The organism is Pseudooceanicola sp. DL12 (assembly GCF_056270665.1).
This window is the reverse complement of record NZ_CM149884.1, coordinates 510,490-526,662: the sequence shown is the minus strand read 5'-3', so window position 1 is coordinate 526,662 and position 16,173 is coordinate 510,490. Positions and strand designations below refer to the sequence as shown.

Sequence of the window (16,173 nt, the reverse complement as noted above, 5' to 3'; positions counted from 1 at the left end):
GCACTTGTGAGGGGCGGATTTCCGCTAGGATTTGCGCCCCGGCAGCGGGCGCATCGCCTCGGCCATCGACCCGCCCTGCCCTCCGGATTGATCGCCGGTCGCCTGCTTCCAGGCCTGGCTGAAGCGCCGATAGGCCCCAAGGGAGGGAATGCGCGGAATATGCGCCAGCTCCCAGTGGAACCCGTTCAGCGGATCATCGAAGAACACGGCGTAATAGCCCGGCGCATAGAGCGGGTACTCTGCCGGTGCCTCGGTGACGGTCAGCCCTTCCGGCAGCAGGAAGTCGTCGTGGAACCTGTCGATTTCCCGCCTGTTGCGGGCCCAGAGAGCGATGTGGTGCAGGCCCACCGGCCGGGCATCGTGATCCATCGCCGCGCCCGATTTCGCCGGCTGGATACCGATGTAGGAATGCGGCACCGGAAAGCGCGCCATGTAGTAGGTGGAGTGATAGCCGATATCCATCGTCCAGAAGCTCTTGTAGCCGAGCCAGCCGAACATCCGGTCATAGAAGGCCACGGAACGGTCGTAGTCCAGCACCGAAAATTCCACGTGATTGATCCCGCGCCAGCGCATTCTTCCCCTCCTGTCCGTTGATACGCCCCCGGAGTGGCAGAAATCAGACCAGCGGTCTATAGAAAATTTAGACCACTGGTTTACAGGCGGCGAGCCGCAGGATAATGGCTGTTGTCATGCGCAAGACAGACGAGACACCCCGCGACCGCCTGATGGCCCTGCCCCCCGAGCGGCAGGCGGTGCTGCTGGACCCGGCAGAGACGGAATTCGCCGACAAGGGCTTTCAGGGGGCCTCGCTGAACGCGATCCTGGCGGCCGCCGGTATGAGCAAGGGACAGGCCTATTACTATATTTCGGACAAGGCCGAGCTCTATCGCGCCGTGATCGAACGCGCGTTGGAGCGTCTGATGACCCGCGCGGCGCCAGAGGCCTTTGCCCCGCGGGATGCAGAGACCTTCTGGGCCCAGATCGAGGCGATCTTTGCCCGGGTCAGCCAGGTGCTGTCTCAGGATGCGCGACTGGCCGACCTTGCCCGGCGGATACACGACGGGCCCGCCGAGAGCGCCGCGCTTGCGGCCCCGCTCGGCGCCATGCGACAGCGTATGGATCAGGCGATTTCCCTTGGGCAGGCGCTTGGCGCGATCCGGACCGACATCCCCCGACCACTGCTCTCCGACATGCTCTTTGCCGCGGCGCGGGCCCTCGACCAGTGGTTTGCGTCGCATTGGACCGAGCTCTCGCCGGAGGAGGCCCTGCGGCTGAACCGCGACGGGCTCGGAATGCTGCGGCGCATGGTGGCGCCCTAGGTGCCAAATGCCAAAGGCCCCCGCCGGTGGCGGAGGCCCCTTTCTTGCCCATGGTGCGTGTCAGCGTTCGCCGCGCACGTAGGCCGCGCCCAGCGCCGAGGGCAGCTTTGCGTTCCGGCCCGCGATCAGCAGAACCATCATCACCACCGCATAGGGCAGCATCTGCACCACATCCGTTGGAATATCGACACCCGCAACCTGCAGCGCCGTGGCCGCCGACAGGCAGGCCCCGAAGAGCAGCGCCCCGAGCAGCACCCAGAGCGGACGCCCGCGCGCCAGCATCGCCAGGACGATGCCGATGAAGCCGTTGCCATGGGTCATGAAGGGCACGAAGACCCCCGCCGCGACGATCGACATGAAGGCCCCGCCGAGGCCGACGAGCGCGCCGCAGCCCAGCACCGCCAGGGTGCGGATGGCCAGAACGCTTTCGCCCGCGGTATCGAGCGCCGCCGGCTTGTCGCCCGCCGCCTGGATCGCCAGCCCGAGATGGGTGCGGCGATAGAGCCAGACGAAGAAGGGCACCAGCAGGATGGCGAGATAGACCACCGGCTCGCGATCAAAGAGCGCCGGGCCGAGGATCGGGATGTCTGCCAGGCCGGGAATACGCCAGGTAGGCACCTGCGGCAGGCGCGGATAGAGGCGGCTGAACTGGACATAGTGCAGCAGCGCCGTGGCGCCCTCTGCCCCCAGCGTCAGCGCGATCCCGATGACGATCTGATTCAGGCCGAGCCGCACGCAGAAGATCACCATGAGCGCCGCCACGGCCATGCCGCCGAGCACGCCACCCAGGAATCCGAGGCCGATGCTCTCGCTGGCCCAGGCGGCCCAGAATCCGGCATAGGCCCCGGTCAGCATCATCCCCTCGATGCCCACGTTCAGCACGCCGGCCTTTTCGGAGAGCTGTTCGCCGAGGCCGGCCAGCAGCAGCGGGATGCCCGCCGATATGGCGCCGACGAAGAGGGCGATCAGGAAGGTATCGGTAAAGAGCGACATGTCAGGCTCCTGCCCTTTGGCGCCGGCGGGCGCTCAGGTATTCGGTCAGCCCCAGCACGATCAGCAGGATCGCCACCGTGACGAGGGTGAAGTAGTTCGGCACCCCCATGCGCCGGGCCGCGCTCTCGGAGCCGATCGACATGATCGAGAAGAGCGCCACGAAGGCGATGGAGGCAAAGCCGTTGAACCGCGCCAGGAAGACCAGCGGCACGATGGAAAGCGAATAGGCCGGGTTCCAGTCTGCCCGTACGTTGCCGTATTGGCCAAGGATCGCCACCCCGCCCGAGAGGCCGCCGAGACCGGCCGACAGGGCAAAGACCGCGACCGTGAGGGCGGGCACAGCAAGGCCAGCGTGCACGGCGGCGCCGGGGTTGGCCCCCACCACGCGCAGGCGCAGCCCGAAGGCGGTGCGTGTCATCACGAAATGCACGATCAGGATGGCGGCCAGGCCGATGATCAGCCCGCTCGAGATCGTGGTGTTGCCCAGCGTCGGCAGGCGGTCCTCCACGGGCAGGGTGCGGGTCTGGGGCACGGTTGTGTTCGGGTCGAAGTAGACCAGCTTGACCAGCACGCTGGCAAAGGAGATGCCGAGGAAGTTCATCATCAGCGTGGTGATGATCTCGTTCACCCCCTGGTAGGCGCGCAGCACCGCCGGGATCAGCCCCCAGACCGCCCCGAAGACGAAGGAGACACCGAGCCCCGCGACCAGGGCCAGGACCACGGGCATGTGCGGCACCATCAGCGGCGTCCAGGCGGCGGCAAAGACCGCGCCCATCAGGAACTGCGCGTCGCCGCCCAGGTTCCAGATACCGGCCCGAAAGGCCACGATCAGGCTGGCCGCGATCAGCAGGAGCGGCCCCATGCGCGTCAGCGTGGCCTGCACGCCGGTGGGCGAAAGCAACCCGCGCCCGAAGACATAGCCGTAATAGTCGAAGGGATTGACCTTCATCATCAGCAGGATGAGGCCCGAGAGCACCAGCGCGATGATGACCGGCCCGACGCTCATCAGCACGACGGTCGCCAGCTCCTTCAGGCGGCCTCCGCTGTCGTCCCCGGGGCCGAGGTCTGCCATGGATCCAGCACTCATTTGCTCACTCCGCTCATCAGTTCCCCGATCCGCGTCCGCGCATCGGCATCATTCGCCACGATTCCCGCCACGCGGCCCTGGTCCATCACCACCACGCGGTGGCTCAGCTCCAGGATCTCGTCCAGCTCGGTCGAGATCAGCAGCACCGCGGCACCGCCCTCTGCCGTCTCGCGGATCCGCGCCCGGGTGGCCGAGATATTGGCAAGGTCGAGGCCATAGGTCGGCTTGTTGAAGATCACCGCCCGGGCGTTGCCGGTCAGTTCCCGCGCCAGAAGCACCTTCTGGATGTTGCCGCCGGAGAGCTTGCCGGTGGGCGTCTCGATCGAGGGGGTGCGGATGTCGAATTCGCGCACCTTGGTGCGCGCGTTCTCGGCGATGGCCGCGGGCCGTTCAAGACCGCCCGACCAGTAGGGCGCCTCGCCGATCTGCTTCAGCAACAGGTTGATGGAGACGGGAAAGGCCCCCACGGTGCCCTCGCCCAACCGGTCGTCGCTGACATAACGCAGCCCGCGTGCGCGGCGCTGGCCGATGCTGAGCCCGTCGATGAACTGACCATCGAGGCGGATCCGCCCGTCGCTGAGCGGCGCCTGGCCCGCCAGCGCCTCGGCAAGCTGTTTCTGGCCGTTGCCGTCGATGCCGGCGATGCCAAGGATCTCTCCGGGCCAGACCTTGAAGTCGATGTTCTCCAGCGGCACGTGCGCCTCGGCGGCATAGAGCGCCTGCACTTCGAGCACCGGGGCGGCGGCCTTGTCCACCGTGGAGGGATCAGGGCGCGCCACCTCGGCCTTGGTCATGTCGGAGGTGCCGAACATAAGGCGCACCACCTCGGCCGTGGCCTCCTGCGGCGCCATGGCGCTGAGGGCCTCGGGGGCGATGCCGCCCACCTTCTTGCCCAGCCGCAGCACCGAGATCCGGTCACCATAGGCCACGGCCTCGTTCAGCTTGTGGGTGATGAAGACGACTGCAACGCCGGAGGCCGCAAGGCGCTGCATCAGCTCGCCCAGACGCGCGGCATCGCGGGGCGTCAGCATTGCGGTCGCCTCGTCGAGGATCAGGAAGCGCGCGCCGCGCATCAGGGCGCGGACGATCTCGGCCTGCTGGCGTTCGCCCAGCGACAGGTCGCTGGTCACCGCCATCGGGTGGATCTTCACGCCGATGCGTTCGGCCACCTCGGCCATCTCGGCGGCGGTACCTTCGCGGTCGGGGCGCCGGAACCAGCCGCGCCCCAGGGTGGCATTTTCGACCAGCGTCAGGCTGGGCACCAGCATCGAGTGCTGGAACACGGTGCTGATCCCGATCTCGAGCGCCTCGGCGGGCGAACCCACGGGGCGGGGCGCCCCGTCGATCAGGATGCGGCCGTCATCGGGCTGTTGCAGCCCGGAAAGCATGGAAACCAGCGTCGATTTGCCGGCACCGTTTTCGCCCAGCAGCACGTGCACCTCGCCGGCATGGAATTCCATGTCGATGGAATCATTGGCGATGATCCCGGGGTAGCGCTTGGTCACACCCTCCAGCCGCACGAGCGGCGTGCCGCTCCGGGCCGGCTGCGCGGCGGTGGGAAATTGCTGTCCGTCCGGCATGTCGGACCTCCGGAAGTATTGGGAAATGCGGGCCCCGGCAGGGCCCGCATGTCTGTCGTCGGAAACCTCTGCAGCCTCAGCCGCCGGTCACCAGGTCGTGCACGGATTGCGCATCGAACTTGGGCTCGACGACGATATCGCCGGCGATGATCTGATCCTTGACCGCCATCACTTCATCCCAGACGTCGTCGGGGATCTGCGGAGTCTTCAGCAGGGCGACGGAGCCGTCCTCCAGCTTGATGCCGTAGTTGTGGGTGCCGAACTTGTCCGCCTTGATGTCCTCGATCATCTCTTCATAGACCGGGGCCAGGTTCCAGAGCACCGAGCTGAGCAGGTAACCCTTGTCGATGGGGCTCTTGTCGCCGATCACGTCGATGAAGAGCACCTTGCCGCCATCGGCGGCCGGGGTGGTTTCCACCGCCTGCAGCATACCGAAGGACGAGCCGTTGCCCTGGCCAAAGATGATGTCGGCGCCCGAGGCGATGAGCGACTCGGTTACGCGCTTGCCGCCGGCGGCGTCGGAATAGGCAGCCGGGCCGATCACCGCGTAACGCACGGTGATATCGGGATTGGTGGCATGAACGCCCTCGGCAAAGCCGGCGGATTGCGAGTTCCAGCTGGGCGGCTCGCCCGAGGTGACGATGCCGACGGTGCCCGAACGGGTCATCTTGGCGGCCAGCACACCGGCCAGGTAGGCGCCCTCGTGCCCGGAGGAGGTATAGTCGGCCACGGCGCCTTCCTTCAGCGAATCCGGGCTGTCGGTGATGGCCACCTTCACGCCGGTCTCGGCGCCGATTTCCGGGGCCGCGGTGTTATAGCCGCTGGCATGGGCGATGATCAGGCCGGGGTTTTCCTCCGACAGTTCGCGCAGTGTCGGGCGCACGTCGCCATAGCCGAGGTTCTCGGCCACGATCACGTCGACACCCTCGGCCTCGCCGGCCGCCTTGGCGCCGTCGATGCCCTGCTGGTTCCAGCCGAAGTCGGTGCCCGCTTCCGGCGTCAGGATGGCGATGGCCGAGATGTCCTCGGCCACGGCCGGCAGGCCCAGCGCGACGGAAAGTGCCGCGGCAGAGACCATTCGGGTCAGTTTTCCATTCCAGGTTTTTTTCATCTTTGTCTCCCTGTGTTGACATTCAGCTCGTTTGGTTTTCGTTTCTCGAGCTTGCGGCCCCCGCCCAACCGGCGATGCCCGCATTTCTTTCCGCATTCAGACGAGGCTTGCCGTGTCCGCACTCCCCATCCGTTCCGCCCTGGCCCTTTGCGCCGCCCTTGCCCTTGCCACCCCGGCCCTGTCGCAGGAGGCCCATGCACCGGCACCGAAACGTGGCACCGAGGGGCTGGTCGAGCTGCCCTTCGAGGTCGAGAACACCGGCACGGTGCCGCTGACCTGCGAGGTGAAGCTGGCGCATTGGTATTCCTTCGAGATCGGCACGGCCGCCTTCGGCGTCACGCTTTCCTCGACGTTCTGGTCCAACCCCGAAACCGGAGAGGTCTTCCTGCTGAACCCCGTGCAGGACCAGATGCCGGTCGAACGGGTCTGGTGCGGGGCCGAAGGGCACAGCTGGGACACCCGTTTCGAGATGCCGCTGAAACGCCTGGCGGGCACCGACGAGATGCCGATGCAATACCGCTGCGATACCGAACCGGCAGATTCGGTGCCGGACGCGGTCGAGAAGACGGCCTGCACGGCCTTCTGACCCCCCGCGATCCGCCCCTCGAAACGCCCCGCAACCCCGGCCCATTCGGTCGGGGTTTTGCTTTGGGATGGCAGGGGGCAGGGCCGCATGGTCTTCTCCGTTCGCACCTCTCCCGCGCACGGACGGCAGCCTCCTGCCGCCCGCGTTGTCCGCGGGGTGTCCTTTGTGATTTGCAATGGTCGAGGGGGCTTCAACCAATCGCTGCGAGTCAAACCATATCCAGCCCAAATGGTCCGTCAACACATCTCAACCGTTTAAATGGTTGAACATGCACTTCTTGCGCACAAAACCGGAAAACGCCCTGACTTTGTGCGATCACCCGTCCAAATTGCGTTTTATCTACACTTTTTCCGCAATTAAGGAATGTTGAGCACCCGTCACATCTGTGCAGCGCGCAAATTTCAGGCCTTGAGAAACAGAATCCAACCACAACCATTCTTTTTGGTTGCAATAATACGGTCGGCAACCATAGCCTCGACTCGTACCAGGTTGCGCCCCGCTTGCGGGCTGCATACCGAGAAGAAGAGCGCGCGGAGCCGCGCCTTCGCTCCACCGACAGGGAAGTTTCAGGAGACCCCAATGACTGTGCAAGAAACCACGCCGGACGCCGTGAAACCGGCACATCGCCTGAAGACAGGCGCCGAGTTCAAGGCCTCTCTCGACGATGGTCGCCAGATCTGGATCGGCGGCAAGAAGCTCGACAAGGTCACCGACGAGCCGGCCCTTGCCGCAGGTGTCGAGCTGATCGCCGAGATGTTCGACGACCAGTTCAAGCCCGAGTTCGCCGAGGCCACCACATATACCGATCCCGCCAGCGGAGAGGTGGTCAGCCGCGCCTGGCAGCTGCCCAAGACCCCGCAGGAACTCTCTGATCGCCGCAAGATGATCGAGTACACCAGCCTGAAGACCGCCGGCACCTTCGGCCGTCCGCCGGACCTGTCGCCTGCCATCGTGGCGGGCCTGATGGCCTACCAGGATGTCTTCAAGGAAAAGAAATCCATGATCGACGGCTGCGATCCGGATTTCGCCGAAAACATCGAAGCCTACATGGATTTCGGCCGCAACAACAACCTGACCGCCTCCGAGAGCCTTGCCGGCCCGCAGACCGACCGCTCGAACCCCAAGGCCGCCGAAATGGCCTTTCTCCGGGTGACCAAGGCGGAGAAGGACGGCATCTACGTCTCCGGCGCCAAGACTGTGGGCTCGATCGCCGCCCAGGCCAACGACATCTTCTTCACCAACCTCGGCGGCCTAACCACCACCCCGCCCGAGGCCTGCGTCTGGGGTGCCGTGCCGATCAACGCCAACGGCATCAAGATGATCTCGCGCGAGATGGTCAGCCAGCCGGGCAGTGACAAGTTCGACCACCCGGTGTCGTCCATGGGCGAAGAGGCCGACCAGTTCATCATCTTCGACAACGTCTTTGTCCCCAAGGAAAAGATCTTCAACCTCGGCGACCCGGACGGCATGTCCTGGTATGGCCGCGTCACGGTGTTTGCCCACTGGCACGTCCTGACCCGCATGGCCGTCAAGGCCGAGCTTTTCGTCGGCGCCGGCCACATGGTGCTGGACGTCCTGGGCACAGGCAAGATCCCCGCCGTGCAGCAGATGTTGGGCGAGCTGATCCAGTATGCCCAGACCCTGCGCGCCTTCGTCGTCGCGGCCGAGGCCAAGGCGACGACGCTGCCCTCGGGCGTGATGACCCCGGATGTGTCCATGCTGACGGCCGGGCGCCTCTACTCGATCGAGGAATACCCCCGCATCATCCACACCCTGCAGGAAATGTGCGGCCAGGGCCTTGTCATGCGCTTCGGCAAGGATGCCTTCGAGAACCCCGACATCGGCCATTACCTGAACGACCTGCTGCCGGGCCATGGCGTTTCCGCCATGCAGAAGGAACTGCTGATGAACTTCATCTGGGACATGACCAGCGGCTCGCTCGCCGGCCGCGTGGCCCTCTTCGAGAACGTCAACTCCTCGCCCGCGCCGCGCCTGCGCGCCCGTCTCTTCGACGAGGTCAAGCGCGAGGCCTTCGTCGATCAGGTCAAGACCATCGCCGGAATGGACTGGTAACCAGGTCCTTTGCCCGTGCCGCCCCGCCGGCGGCACGGGCCCACCCTGCCTTTCAATACCCGACGCCCGGACATTTTCCCGACATGCTGGATCACCCGCTCCTGGAGGCGTTCTACGCCGCCTACAATGGTCACGACGCCACCGCCGCCGCGGCCCTCTATCACGCCGATGGCTGGCACGAGGAAATTGCGATGAGCAGCCGCCGCGACGGCACCGAAGACCTGGCCAGCGGCCTGGCCGGGCTGTTCCGGATGCTGCCCGACGTGACCTTTGAAACCGGGCGCACGATCCGGTCCGCCGACTGGCTTGCCGTCGATTACCGCATGACGGGTACCTTCACGCCGCGCGGGAGAGAGGGCGAGCCCCCTGCCCCCGCGCGCCACATCGCGCTCGACGGGTTGCACCTGTTCAAGATCCGCGGAGACCGGATCGAAGGCACGCGCGACTACTGGGACAAGGGCGCGTTTCTCGCCCAGATCGGCTGACATCATGATTACAGAATACGATACGCTGGACGCCACGGGCCTTGCCGACCTTGTACGCCGCAGGGAGGTGACGCCGGCCGAGGTCTTCGAGACCGCCATGGACCGCATCACCCGGCACGAGCCCGCGCTCAATACAATCGTGCATCGTCATTTCGACCTGGCCGAGGCGGACATCGAACGCGGCCTGCCCGAGGGCCCCTTTACCGGCGTGCCCTTTCTGATCAAGAACACCGGCATCGCCGTGGCCGGCATGGAGCTTGCCACCGGCTGCCGGCTGTTCAAGGGCGTGACCGATACGGCAGACAGCACCATTGCAGCCCGGTACCGTCGCGCCGGGCTGGTCATGCTGGGCAAGTCCAACACCCCCGAATTCGCGCTGAGCTTCGCCACCGAGCCGCGCGAATACGGCCCGACACGCAACCCCTGGAACCTCGAGCACGGCCCGGGTGGCTCTTCGGGCGGCTCTGCCGCTGCCGTGGCCGCGGGCCTCGTGCCCTTTGCGAATTCCTCCGACGGCGCCGGTTCCACCCGCCTGCCCGCCAGCCACACCGGCCTTTTCGGCTTCAAGCCAAGCCGCATGCGCAATCCCCTCGGCCCTGTGGTGGCCGAGGGGATTGCCGGCATGTCCACGCCCCATGCCCTGACACGTTCCGTGAGGGACAGCGCCGCGTTGCTCGACGTGACCTCCGGTGCAGATCTGGGCGATCCGTGGGCGGCACCCGCGCAGACCGAGAGCTTCCTCGCCTCGGTCGCGCGTGATCCCGCACCGCTGCGCATCGGCATGACGCTGAATTCCCCCCTGGGCACGAAGGTCGATCCGGAGATCCGCGCCCGCTGTGTCGAAGCCGCGCGCCTGGTGGAAAGCCTCGGCCATCACGTCGAGGAGATCGACAATGCCGGCTACGACGCCCATGCACTCAAGACCGCGTGGCGGGTAATTCCCGGCGTCAACGTCGCAACCGCCGTGCGCGCCCGTGGCGCCGCCCTTGGCCTGACCGATCCGGCGGCCGAACTGGAGCCGGTCAACGAGGCCTGGATCCGCGAGGGTATGGGCCTGACCGGAATGGACTATCTGGCCTCGGTCAACCAGCTGCACCGCACGTCCCGCGACATGGGCCGGTTCTTTGCCCGCTACGATATCTTGCTAACCCCCGGCAGTGGCGAACTGCCGCCCCGGATCGGCGAGATGTCGAGTGCGAGTGGCAATAGCCCGACCGATCTCGATGCCTTTTATGACCGGTTCTGGAGCCATAGCCCCTTTACCTGCGTGTTCAATTCCTCCGGATGCCCTGCGATGAACCTGCCCTTCGGGCTGTCTGAAGGCGGATTGCCCATCGGGGTGCATTTCGGCGCCGGCTTCGGGCAGGACAACCTGCTGTTCTCGCTTGCCGGCCAGATCGAACGCGCAGCCCCCTGGGCGCATCGCCGCCCCAGCCTGACAGAGATCGCCGCATGACCAAAGACATCCTCTCCCTCGACGCCTGCACACTGACCGCAGAGGTCCGCGCCGGCGCCCTGAGCCATCGCGCCGTGACCGAGGCCTATCTCGAGCGCATCGCCGAGAAGGAGCCAACGGTCGGTGCCTATGTGTTTCACGATCCCGCCATGGTCCGTGCGGCTGCCGATGCCCGCGACGCGGCAGGCGACACCGGGCCGTTGGCAGGGCTGCCCGTCGGCATCAAGGATGTCATCGACACCTGCGACATGCCCACCGGATACGGCTCTGCCGCATATGGCGCGGCACAACCCGTCTGGGACGCCCCCTGCGTGACGCAAACCAAGCTTGCGGGCGGCATGATCATGGGCAAGACGGTCTCGACCGAATTCGCCATGGCCAGCCCCGGCAAGACCCGCAACCCCTGGAACCCGGCACATACCCCCGGCGGCTCCTCCTCCGGCTCCTGCGCCGCAGTGGCCGCCGGCATGGCCCTGATGGGCTTCGGCACCCAGACCGCCGGCTCCATCATCCGACCCGCGTCCTTTTGCGGTGTGGTCGGCTACAAGCCGAGTTTCGGGCTGCTCGAACCTGCCGAGGTGAAGGTGCTGGCGCATTCGCTGGACACGCTTGGCCTGATCACCCGGACCGTTGGCGATGCCGCCCTTATTGCCTCGGTACTGGGCGGCCGCCCGAACCTGGCACTGAACGGCCAACCCGACGCCGCGCCACGGATCGGCTTCTTCCGGACGCCGCCCTTTGATGCGGCAGATGCAACGACCGAAGCCGCGCTTGAGCACGCCATCGCGCGGCTGACCGCGGCCGGTGCCCGCATTACCGAGATCACCCCGCCGGAGGACTTCATCAGCACCCATGCGCTTCATGCCGCAGTCATGGGCTGGGAGGTCTCTCGCGCGCTGTCGCACGAAAGGCTGATCCTGGGCAACAGGCTGACACCGGTCACGCAGGACTTCCTTGCCGAAAAGGCAAAGGTCACCGTCGAGGAATACGACGCCGCCCTGCGTGCCCTGCCCGGAATACGCCGCGCCCTCGCCGCGGCGATGGAGGATGTCGACGTCCTGCTGGCTCCAGCCGCCCCCGGCACCGCACCTGAGGGGCTGGCCAGCACCGGCTCGCCCGAGTTCAACACGCCCTGGACCCTGCTGCACATGCCGGCGCTCTCGGTGCCGGCGATCATGACAGGCGGCCTGCCCGTGGGCGTGCAGGTCATCGGTCGCGTCGGACAGGATGCCGAGACGCTTGCCGCGGCAGCCTGGATCGAGGCACAGCTGGACGCTCCGAAAGGCCTTGCATGACCGCCGCGCCGCGCCTTGACCTGACCCGCACCGAAGGCGTGCGGGGCGCCCTGCAATGGGCGGCGATGCTGGGCACGGCGGCGGCCCTGGCACTGGTTCTCACCGTCATCCATTTTCCGGCAGCCCCGCTGCTGGGCGCCATGATCGCCGGGATCGCCTTTGGCGCCGGCGGCAGCCCGCTGCGCGTGCCGCGCCCGATCTACATACTCGCCCAGGGCTGTGCCGGGGTCTTCATCGCCACGGCCATGACCCCTGCCATCCTCGTCGACATGATCCGGGACTGGCCGCTTCTGCTGCTGATGACGGTCCTGACCCTGGCCGCGGCCTTTGCCATCGGATGGGCGATGAACAGACGAACCGGCATCGACCGTGACGTGGCGATCTATGGCAGCCTGCCCGGCATGTCCGGCGCCATGGTGGTCATCGCCACCGAGCGTGGCGCAGATGCCCGGGTTGTGGCGCTGATGCAATACGTCCGCCTTGCCGGCGTGATCGTCTCCGTCTCGATACTGGCCAGCCTGCTGCCCTCGACCCCGGGACAGGAGGTCATCATGCGCGAGGTCACGCCCTTCTCCTCTGTCGTGGCCCTCGCCATCGCGGCGAGCTCACTTCTGGCGGCCCGCCTGAGGATGGTGCCCGCCGCCGGCATGCTCATCCCGATGATCATCGGCGCGGTGATCGAGGCCGGCGGCTTCATGCACCTGGCGATGCCCGCTACGATCCTCTTCGTCACCTTCGGCGTTATCGGCCTCGAGGTTGGTCTGAAGTTCACCCGCGACGTGCTGGGCAAGGTGATGCGACTGGTGCCGGCAGTTCTGCTCTCGACCATGGCCCTGATCGGCATCAGCGCCATCTTCGGCGTGATGCTTTCGACCGCGACCGACCTCGACCTCAAGACCGCGTTGCTGGCCACCGCACCGGGCAGCATCGAGACCGTTGCCCTCGTGGCGATTTCCACCAATGCCAACGTGGCCGCCGTACTGGCCTTCCAGACGGTGCGGATGTTCACCGTCGTCCTCTTCGGCCCCCTGATCGTCGACCGCCTTGGCCGGCTGCCGATCTGGAACGGCGCGGCCTCCTCCCCCTTGTCCTCCAGGAGATGAGCATGACCATGCCCATGATCTTTCCCCGACCGGAAACCGTAGACGGCCTGAAGACGGCGATGCGCCATTTCGCCTCTGGCGTCACCGTGATCACCGCAGGCCGGGGCAGCGCGCGACGCGGGCTGACGGCAACGGCGTTTTCCTCGGTCACGATGGAACCGCCGACCGTGCTGGTTTGCGTCAACCGCAACGGCGAGAGCCACGCCGCGATCGAGGACGCTGGCCACTTCTGCGTCAATATCCTCTGCGACGCCTCGCAGGACGTCGCGGCGAGCTTTGCCGGGATGACGGGACGGACCGGCGCGGACCAGTTCGAAAGCTTTGAATGGATCGAAACGCGCGTCGGCGCGCCGGCCTATGCTTTCGCCCTCGCCCATATCGCCTGCACCCTCGAAGAGTCCGTGGTCGCAGGCAGCCATTCGATCTTCATCGGCCGGGTCGAGGAGGTCGCCGTCGATCCCGACCGCAGGCCGCTGCTGCATTACAACCGGGGCTTTCACCAGCTGGGCGCCCGAAAGTGACCGATTTCCCTGAAAAGGAGCAAGAGAACCATGGCCATCAGTGACGCGGACTTCATCCTCGCGTGGAAGGACGTGCTGGAACAATGCCAGGTCAAGGCCGGCGACCAGGTCGCCATCCTGACCTCGGATGACAGCAATCCCCAGATCGTCAACTGCGCCCGCATCGCCACGGGCCTGATCGGGGGCGTGCTGACCGTCATCTCGATGCCGCCGATCAACGGCGAGAAGGCCCTGTCGCGCGACAAGTCTGGCTATGTCGGCAAGACGCCCCTGGCCTTCAACACCGTCGCGATGAAGGCGCTGGAAGGCGCCGACATGATCATCGACACCATGCAGCTGCTGTTTTCGCCCGAGCAGGAGGAAATCCTGAAGAAGGGTGCCAAGATGCTGCTGGCCGTCGAGCCGCCGGAAACGATGATGCGCATGATGCCGACGCAGGACTTCAAGGCCCGGGTCCATGCCGCGAATGCCTTCATGGAACCTGCCCGCGAGATGACCGTCACCTCGGCGGCCGGAACCGATTTCCGCTGCGCCCTGGGGCAGTACCCGGTGCTGATGCAATACGGCCTGGCCGACGAACCCGGCCGCTGGGACCACTGGCCGAGCTGCATGATTGCCCGCTGGCCCGATGAAGGCAGCTGCGAGGGCACCATCGTCATCGACGAGGGCGACATCCTTTTGCCCTTCAAGCGCTACGCCACCGAGAAGGTCACGCTGACCATCGAGAAGGGCTGGGTGAAAAAGGTCGAAGGCGGCGTGACGGCGGAGTACATCCGCGCTTTCATGGACAGTTTCGATGATCCCGACGCCTATGCCATGGCGCATGTGGGCTGGGGCCTCGATCCGCGCGCGCACTGGACCACGATGGGCCTCTATGACCGCGAGGCCGCGCTCTTCATGGATGCGCGCTGTTTCGAGGGGAACTTCCTGTTCTCGACCGGCCCGAACACCGAGGCCGGCGGCAGCCGCGACACGCCCTGCCACCTGGACATCCCGCTGCGCGGCTGCTCGCTGTCGCTGGATGGCATGCCGATGACCCGGGACGGAAAGATCGTGCATGAGTGAAGGTGGCACGGCCTCCGGAGAGAAAAGGGGCGGCCCCGTCGGGCCGCCCGTTCCTGTCCGGGGCGCCTTGCGCAAGGGGGGCTGTTCAGCCCTGGATCACCCTGTTCGCGGCCGTCACGCCGGCGCCGATGTCGAAGGTCCTGCCCGTCAAGCTGCTCATCGCCCCGCCCAGGGCCGTCAGCGCAAGAACCGTATAGAGCGGATAGGCCGTGGGCCCCATGTGCCCGATGCGTACCAGCTTGTTGAATGTCTCGGACTTGCCCGAGGAAATCACGACCCCGTAGTCCTGTTTCATGCGATCACGCAGCAGGGTCTCATCGACCCCTTCCGGCAGTTTGACGGCCGTGCAGGTAGGCGAGGCAAAGCGCTCTTGCGCGGCCCAGAGCTCCAGTCCCATGGCAAGCACACCCGCCCGCATGGCCTCTGCCGTTTTCGCATGACGCGCCCAGACGGCCTCGGGCGTTTCGGAAAGGTATCGGTCGAGCCCGGCATCCAGGGCATTTATCTCGGCCACAGAGGGCGTGAAGGGGAAGGGCTCGCCGGCCTTCCAGGCATTCTTCCAATCGAGGATCGACAGGATCGACGCGCGGGGCGCGGCAGAATTTGCCTCCATTTTCGCCCAGGCACGGTCGGACACGGCGAGGATCGACAGCGCCGGCGGACACCCCAGGCACTTGTTCGGCCCGGTGACCAGAAGATCGGCCCCGATTGCCTCGATATCGATACCGATACCCGCCCAGGACGACACCGCATCCACGACGAAGAGCGCGCCATGCGCCCGGACCACCGCGCCGATCTCTGCGATGGGATTGATCGTGCCCGAGGGCGTATCGTGATGGCACACGGCCACGACCGCGGTTTCAGGATGATCCGCCAGGAAGCTGCGCACGGTCTCGGGATCGATTACGCTGTCGTAATCCACGCGGATCTCGTGGAAGCTGCCCGCGCGGGGTTTCAGCCATTCCCCGTATCCGGCGCCGTAGACGCCGGACGCAAGGTTCAGGACCGTATCGCTGGGCGCCACAACAGAATGCGCTGCCGCCTCGAGCCCGAGCACCGGCTCTCCCTGCAGGATCACCGGCACGGTGGAGATGCGCAGGGCCTTCTGCAACTTGCCGACAACGGCCTCGTAGTGCGCCTGGAAGGCGGGGTCGTAGTCGTAGAGCACCGGCTTGCCGATCGCCGAGAGCACCTCGGGATAGCAGTTCACCGGTCCGGTGGTCAGCGTGAAAAGGGCGGGAGCCTCGACGGCGGCGATGCTGTCTTTCATCTGTCTAGTCCTGTTGGATCTGATCGTGGTTCGGCCCGGTGCCAGTGGGGGCCCTGCGGGGCATATCCCTGTGCACGCGAAGGCGAGCACGCCCCGAGCATTGACCAAAGCCAACCACAGCCCAACCGGTGTCGCAACCAATATGTCACCAATTTTGACTTTTTGGTTGCATCAAAATGTCATATCTCTCAGACTCAACTGAAACTTGAGGCAGAAGGCCCGGGACGTC

General features: G+C 66.0%; 15 protein-coding genes. 9 read left to right on the top strand and 6 right to left on the bottom strand.

Translation table 11 applies throughout. From position 1 onward, the window contains the following. Positions 1 to 24: 24 nt before the first annotated feature. On the bottom strand, positions 25 to 573 hold the full coding sequence (locus tag AC0WR5_RS02460) for a VOC family protein (RefSeq protein ID WP_475866610.1): 549 nt from the start codon (positions 571 to 573) through the stop codon (positions 25 to 27). Positions 574 to 689: 116 nt separating this feature from the next. On the opposite strand from AC0WR5_RS02460, the gene AC0WR5_RS02455 reads away from it, so the two are divergent. Beyond that, positions 690 to 1,319 carry a TetR/AcrR family transcriptional regulator gene (locus AC0WR5_RS02455; RefSeq protein ID WP_475866608.1) on the top strand — a complete coding sequence of 210 codons (630 nt, stop codon included), beginning with the start codon at positions 690 to 692 and terminating at the stop codon, positions 1,317 to 1,319. 60 nt (positions 1,320 to 1,379) lie between these two features. Here AC0WR5_RS02455 and AC0WR5_RS02450 read toward each other — a convergent pair whose 3' ends face one another. The 4 genes from AC0WR5_RS02450 to AC0WR5_RS02435 all read right to left on the bottom strand — a co-directional run bounded on the left by AC0WR5_RS02450 (position 1,380) and on the right by AC0WR5_RS02435 (position 6,090). Continuing rightward, positions 1,380 to 2,312 carry a putative B6 ABC transporter permease subunit 1 gene (locus tag AC0WR5_RS02450; RefSeq protein ID WP_475866606.1) on the bottom strand — a complete coding sequence of 311 codons (933 nt, stop codon included), beginning with the start codon at positions 2,310 to 2,312 and terminating at the stop codon, positions 1,380 to 1,382. A gap of 1 nt (position 2,313) precedes the next feature. Further along, positions 2,314 to 3,399 carry a putative B6 ABC transporter permease subunit 2 gene (locus tag AC0WR5_RS02445; protein WP_475866604.1) on the bottom strand — a complete coding sequence of 362 codons (1,086 nt, stop codon included), beginning with the start codon at positions 3,397 to 3,399 and terminating at the stop codon, positions 2,314 to 2,316. Beyond that, positions 3,396 to 4,979, bottom strand: a complete 1,584-nt coding sequence (locus tag AC0WR5_RS02440) for a putative B6 ABC transporter ATP-binding protein (RefSeq protein WP_475866602.1) — start codon at positions 4,977 to 4,979, stop codon at positions 3,396 to 3,398. Before AC0WR5_RS02440 ends, AC0WR5_RS02445 begins: the two co-directional genes overlap by 4 nt. Positions 4,980 to 5,055: 76 nt before the next feature. Continuing rightward, positions 5,056 to 6,090 carry a putative B6 ABC transporter substrate-binding protein gene (locus tag AC0WR5_RS02435; RefSeq protein WP_475866600.1) on the bottom strand — a complete coding sequence of 345 codons (1,035 nt, stop codon included), beginning with the start codon at positions 6,088 to 6,090 and terminating at the stop codon, positions 5,056 to 5,058. Between the two features lie 112 nt (positions 6,091 to 6,202). Between AC0WR5_RS02435 and AC0WR5_RS02430 the strand changes: the two genes are divergently transcribed. The 8 genes from AC0WR5_RS02430 (at position 6,203) to AC0WR5_RS02395 (ending at position 14,674) form a co-directional block, all read left to right on the top strand. Next, on the top strand, positions 6,203 to 6,676 hold the full coding sequence (locus tag AC0WR5_RS02430) for a hypothetical protein (protein WP_475866598.1): 474 nt from the start codon (positions 6,203 to 6,205) through the stop codon (positions 6,674 to 6,676). A gap of 579 nt (positions 6,677 to 7,255) precedes the next feature. Continuing rightward, a complete protein-coding gene (locus AC0WR5_RS02425; RefSeq protein WP_475866596.1) occupies positions 7,256 to 8,749 on the top strand; it encodes a 4-hydroxyphenylacetate 3-hydroxylase N-terminal domain-containing protein in 1,494 nt (497 codons plus the stop codon). A gap of 83 nt (positions 8,750 to 8,832) precedes the next feature. Further along, the gene (locus AC0WR5_RS02420; RefSeq protein WP_475866595.1) at positions 8,833 to 9,234 is read left to right on the top strand and encodes an ester cyclase; all 402 of its coding nucleotides are present in this window, start codon (positions 8,833 to 8,835) and stop codon (positions 9,232 to 9,234) included. Between the two features lie 4 nt (positions 9,235 to 9,238). After that, a complete protein-coding gene (locus tag AC0WR5_RS02415; protein WP_475866593.1) occupies positions 9,239 to 10,690 on the top strand; it encodes an amidase in 1,452 nt (483 codons plus the stop codon). Beyond that, positions 10,687 to 11,985: an amidase gene (locus AC0WR5_RS02410; RefSeq protein WP_475866591.1), complete on the top strand. Its 1,299-nt coding sequence runs from the start codon at positions 10,687 to 10,689 to the stop codon at positions 11,983 to 11,985. Before AC0WR5_RS02415 ends, AC0WR5_RS02410 begins: the two co-directional genes overlap by 4 nt. Then, positions 11,982 to 13,088 (top strand): AbrB family transcriptional regulator, encoded by a 1,107-nt coding sequence (locus AC0WR5_RS02405; protein WP_475866590.1) that lies wholly within the window; start codon positions 11,982 to 11,984, stop codon positions 13,086 to 13,088. Before AC0WR5_RS02410 ends, AC0WR5_RS02405 begins: the two co-directional genes overlap by 4 nt. A gap of 2 nt (positions 13,089 to 13,090) precedes the next feature. After that, positions 13,091 to 13,609 carry a flavin reductase family protein gene (locus AC0WR5_RS02400; protein ID WP_475866588.1) on the top strand — a complete coding sequence of 173 codons (519 nt, stop codon included), beginning with the start codon at positions 13,091 to 13,093 and terminating at the stop codon, positions 13,607 to 13,609. A gap of 30 nt (positions 13,610 to 13,639) precedes the next feature. Beyond that, a complete protein-coding gene (locus tag AC0WR5_RS02395; RefSeq protein WP_475866586.1) occupies positions 13,640 to 14,674 on the top strand; it encodes a 2,5-dihydroxypyridine 5,6-dioxygenase NicX family protein in 1,035 nt (344 codons plus the stop codon). A gap of 85 nt (positions 14,675 to 14,759) precedes the next feature. Here the strand turns inward: AC0WR5_RS02395 and ppaT are convergent, their stop codons facing one another. Continuing rightward, complete coding sequence (ppaT, locus tag AC0WR5_RS02390; protein ID WP_475866584.1) at positions 14,760 to 15,944, bottom strand: pyridoxamine--pyruvate transaminase; 1,185 nt, start codon at positions 15,942 to 15,944, stop codon at positions 14,760 to 14,762. Between the last annotated feature and the right edge of the window lie 229 nt (positions 15,945 to 16,173).

Coding starts and splice junctions, on each gene's coding strand:
- AC0WR5_RS02440 (WP_475866602.1), bottom strand. CDS start 4,979: ATGCCGGACGGACAGCAATTTCCCACCGCCGCGCAGCCGGCCCGGAGC.
- ppaT (WP_475866584.1), bottom strand. CDS start 15,944: ATGAAAGACAGCATCGCCGCCGTCGAGGCTCCCGCCCTTTTCACGCTG.
- AC0WR5_RS02410 (WP_475866591.1), top strand. CDS start 10,687: ATGACCAAAGACATCCTCTCCCTCGACGCCTGCACACTGACCGCAGAG.
- AC0WR5_RS02425 (WP_475866596.1), top strand. CDS start 7,256: ATGACTGTGCAAGAAACCACGCCGGACGCCGTGAAACCGGCACATCGC.
- AC0WR5_RS02435 (WP_475866600.1), bottom strand. CDS start 6,090: ATGAAAAAAACCTGGAATGGAAAACTGACCCGAATGGTCTCTGCCGCG.
- AC0WR5_RS02415 (WP_475866593.1), top strand. CDS start 9,239: ATGATTACAGAATACGATACGCTGGACGCCACGGGCCTTGCCGACCTT.
- AC0WR5_RS02420 (WP_475866595.1), top strand. CDS start 8,833: ATGCTGGATCACCCGCTCCTGGAGGCGTTCTACGCCGCCTACAATGGT.
- AC0WR5_RS02455 (WP_475866608.1), top strand. CDS start 690: ATGCGCAAGACAGACGAGACACCCCGCGACCGCCTGATGGCCCTGCCC.
- AC0WR5_RS02405 (WP_475866590.1), top strand. CDS start 11,982: ATGACCGCCGCGCCGCGCCTTGACCTGACCCGCACCGAAGGCGTGCGG.
- AC0WR5_RS02445 (WP_475866604.1), bottom strand. CDS start 3,399: ATGAGTGCTGGATCCATGGCAGACCTCGGCCCCGGGGACGACAGCGGA.
- AC0WR5_RS02400 (WP_475866588.1), top strand. CDS start 13,091: ATGACCATGCCCATGATCTTTCCCCGACCGGAAACCGTAGACGGCCTG.
- AC0WR5_RS02395 (WP_475866586.1), top strand. CDS start 13,640: ATGGCCATCAGTGACGCGGACTTCATCCTCGCGTGGAAGGACGTGCTG.
- AC0WR5_RS02460 (WP_475866610.1), bottom strand. CDS start 573: ATGCGCTGGCGCGGGATCAATCACGTGGAATTTTCGGTGCTGGACTAC.
- AC0WR5_RS02450 (WP_475866606.1), bottom strand. CDS start 2,312: ATGTCGCTCTTTACCGATACCTTCCTGATCGCCCTCTTCGTCGGCGCC.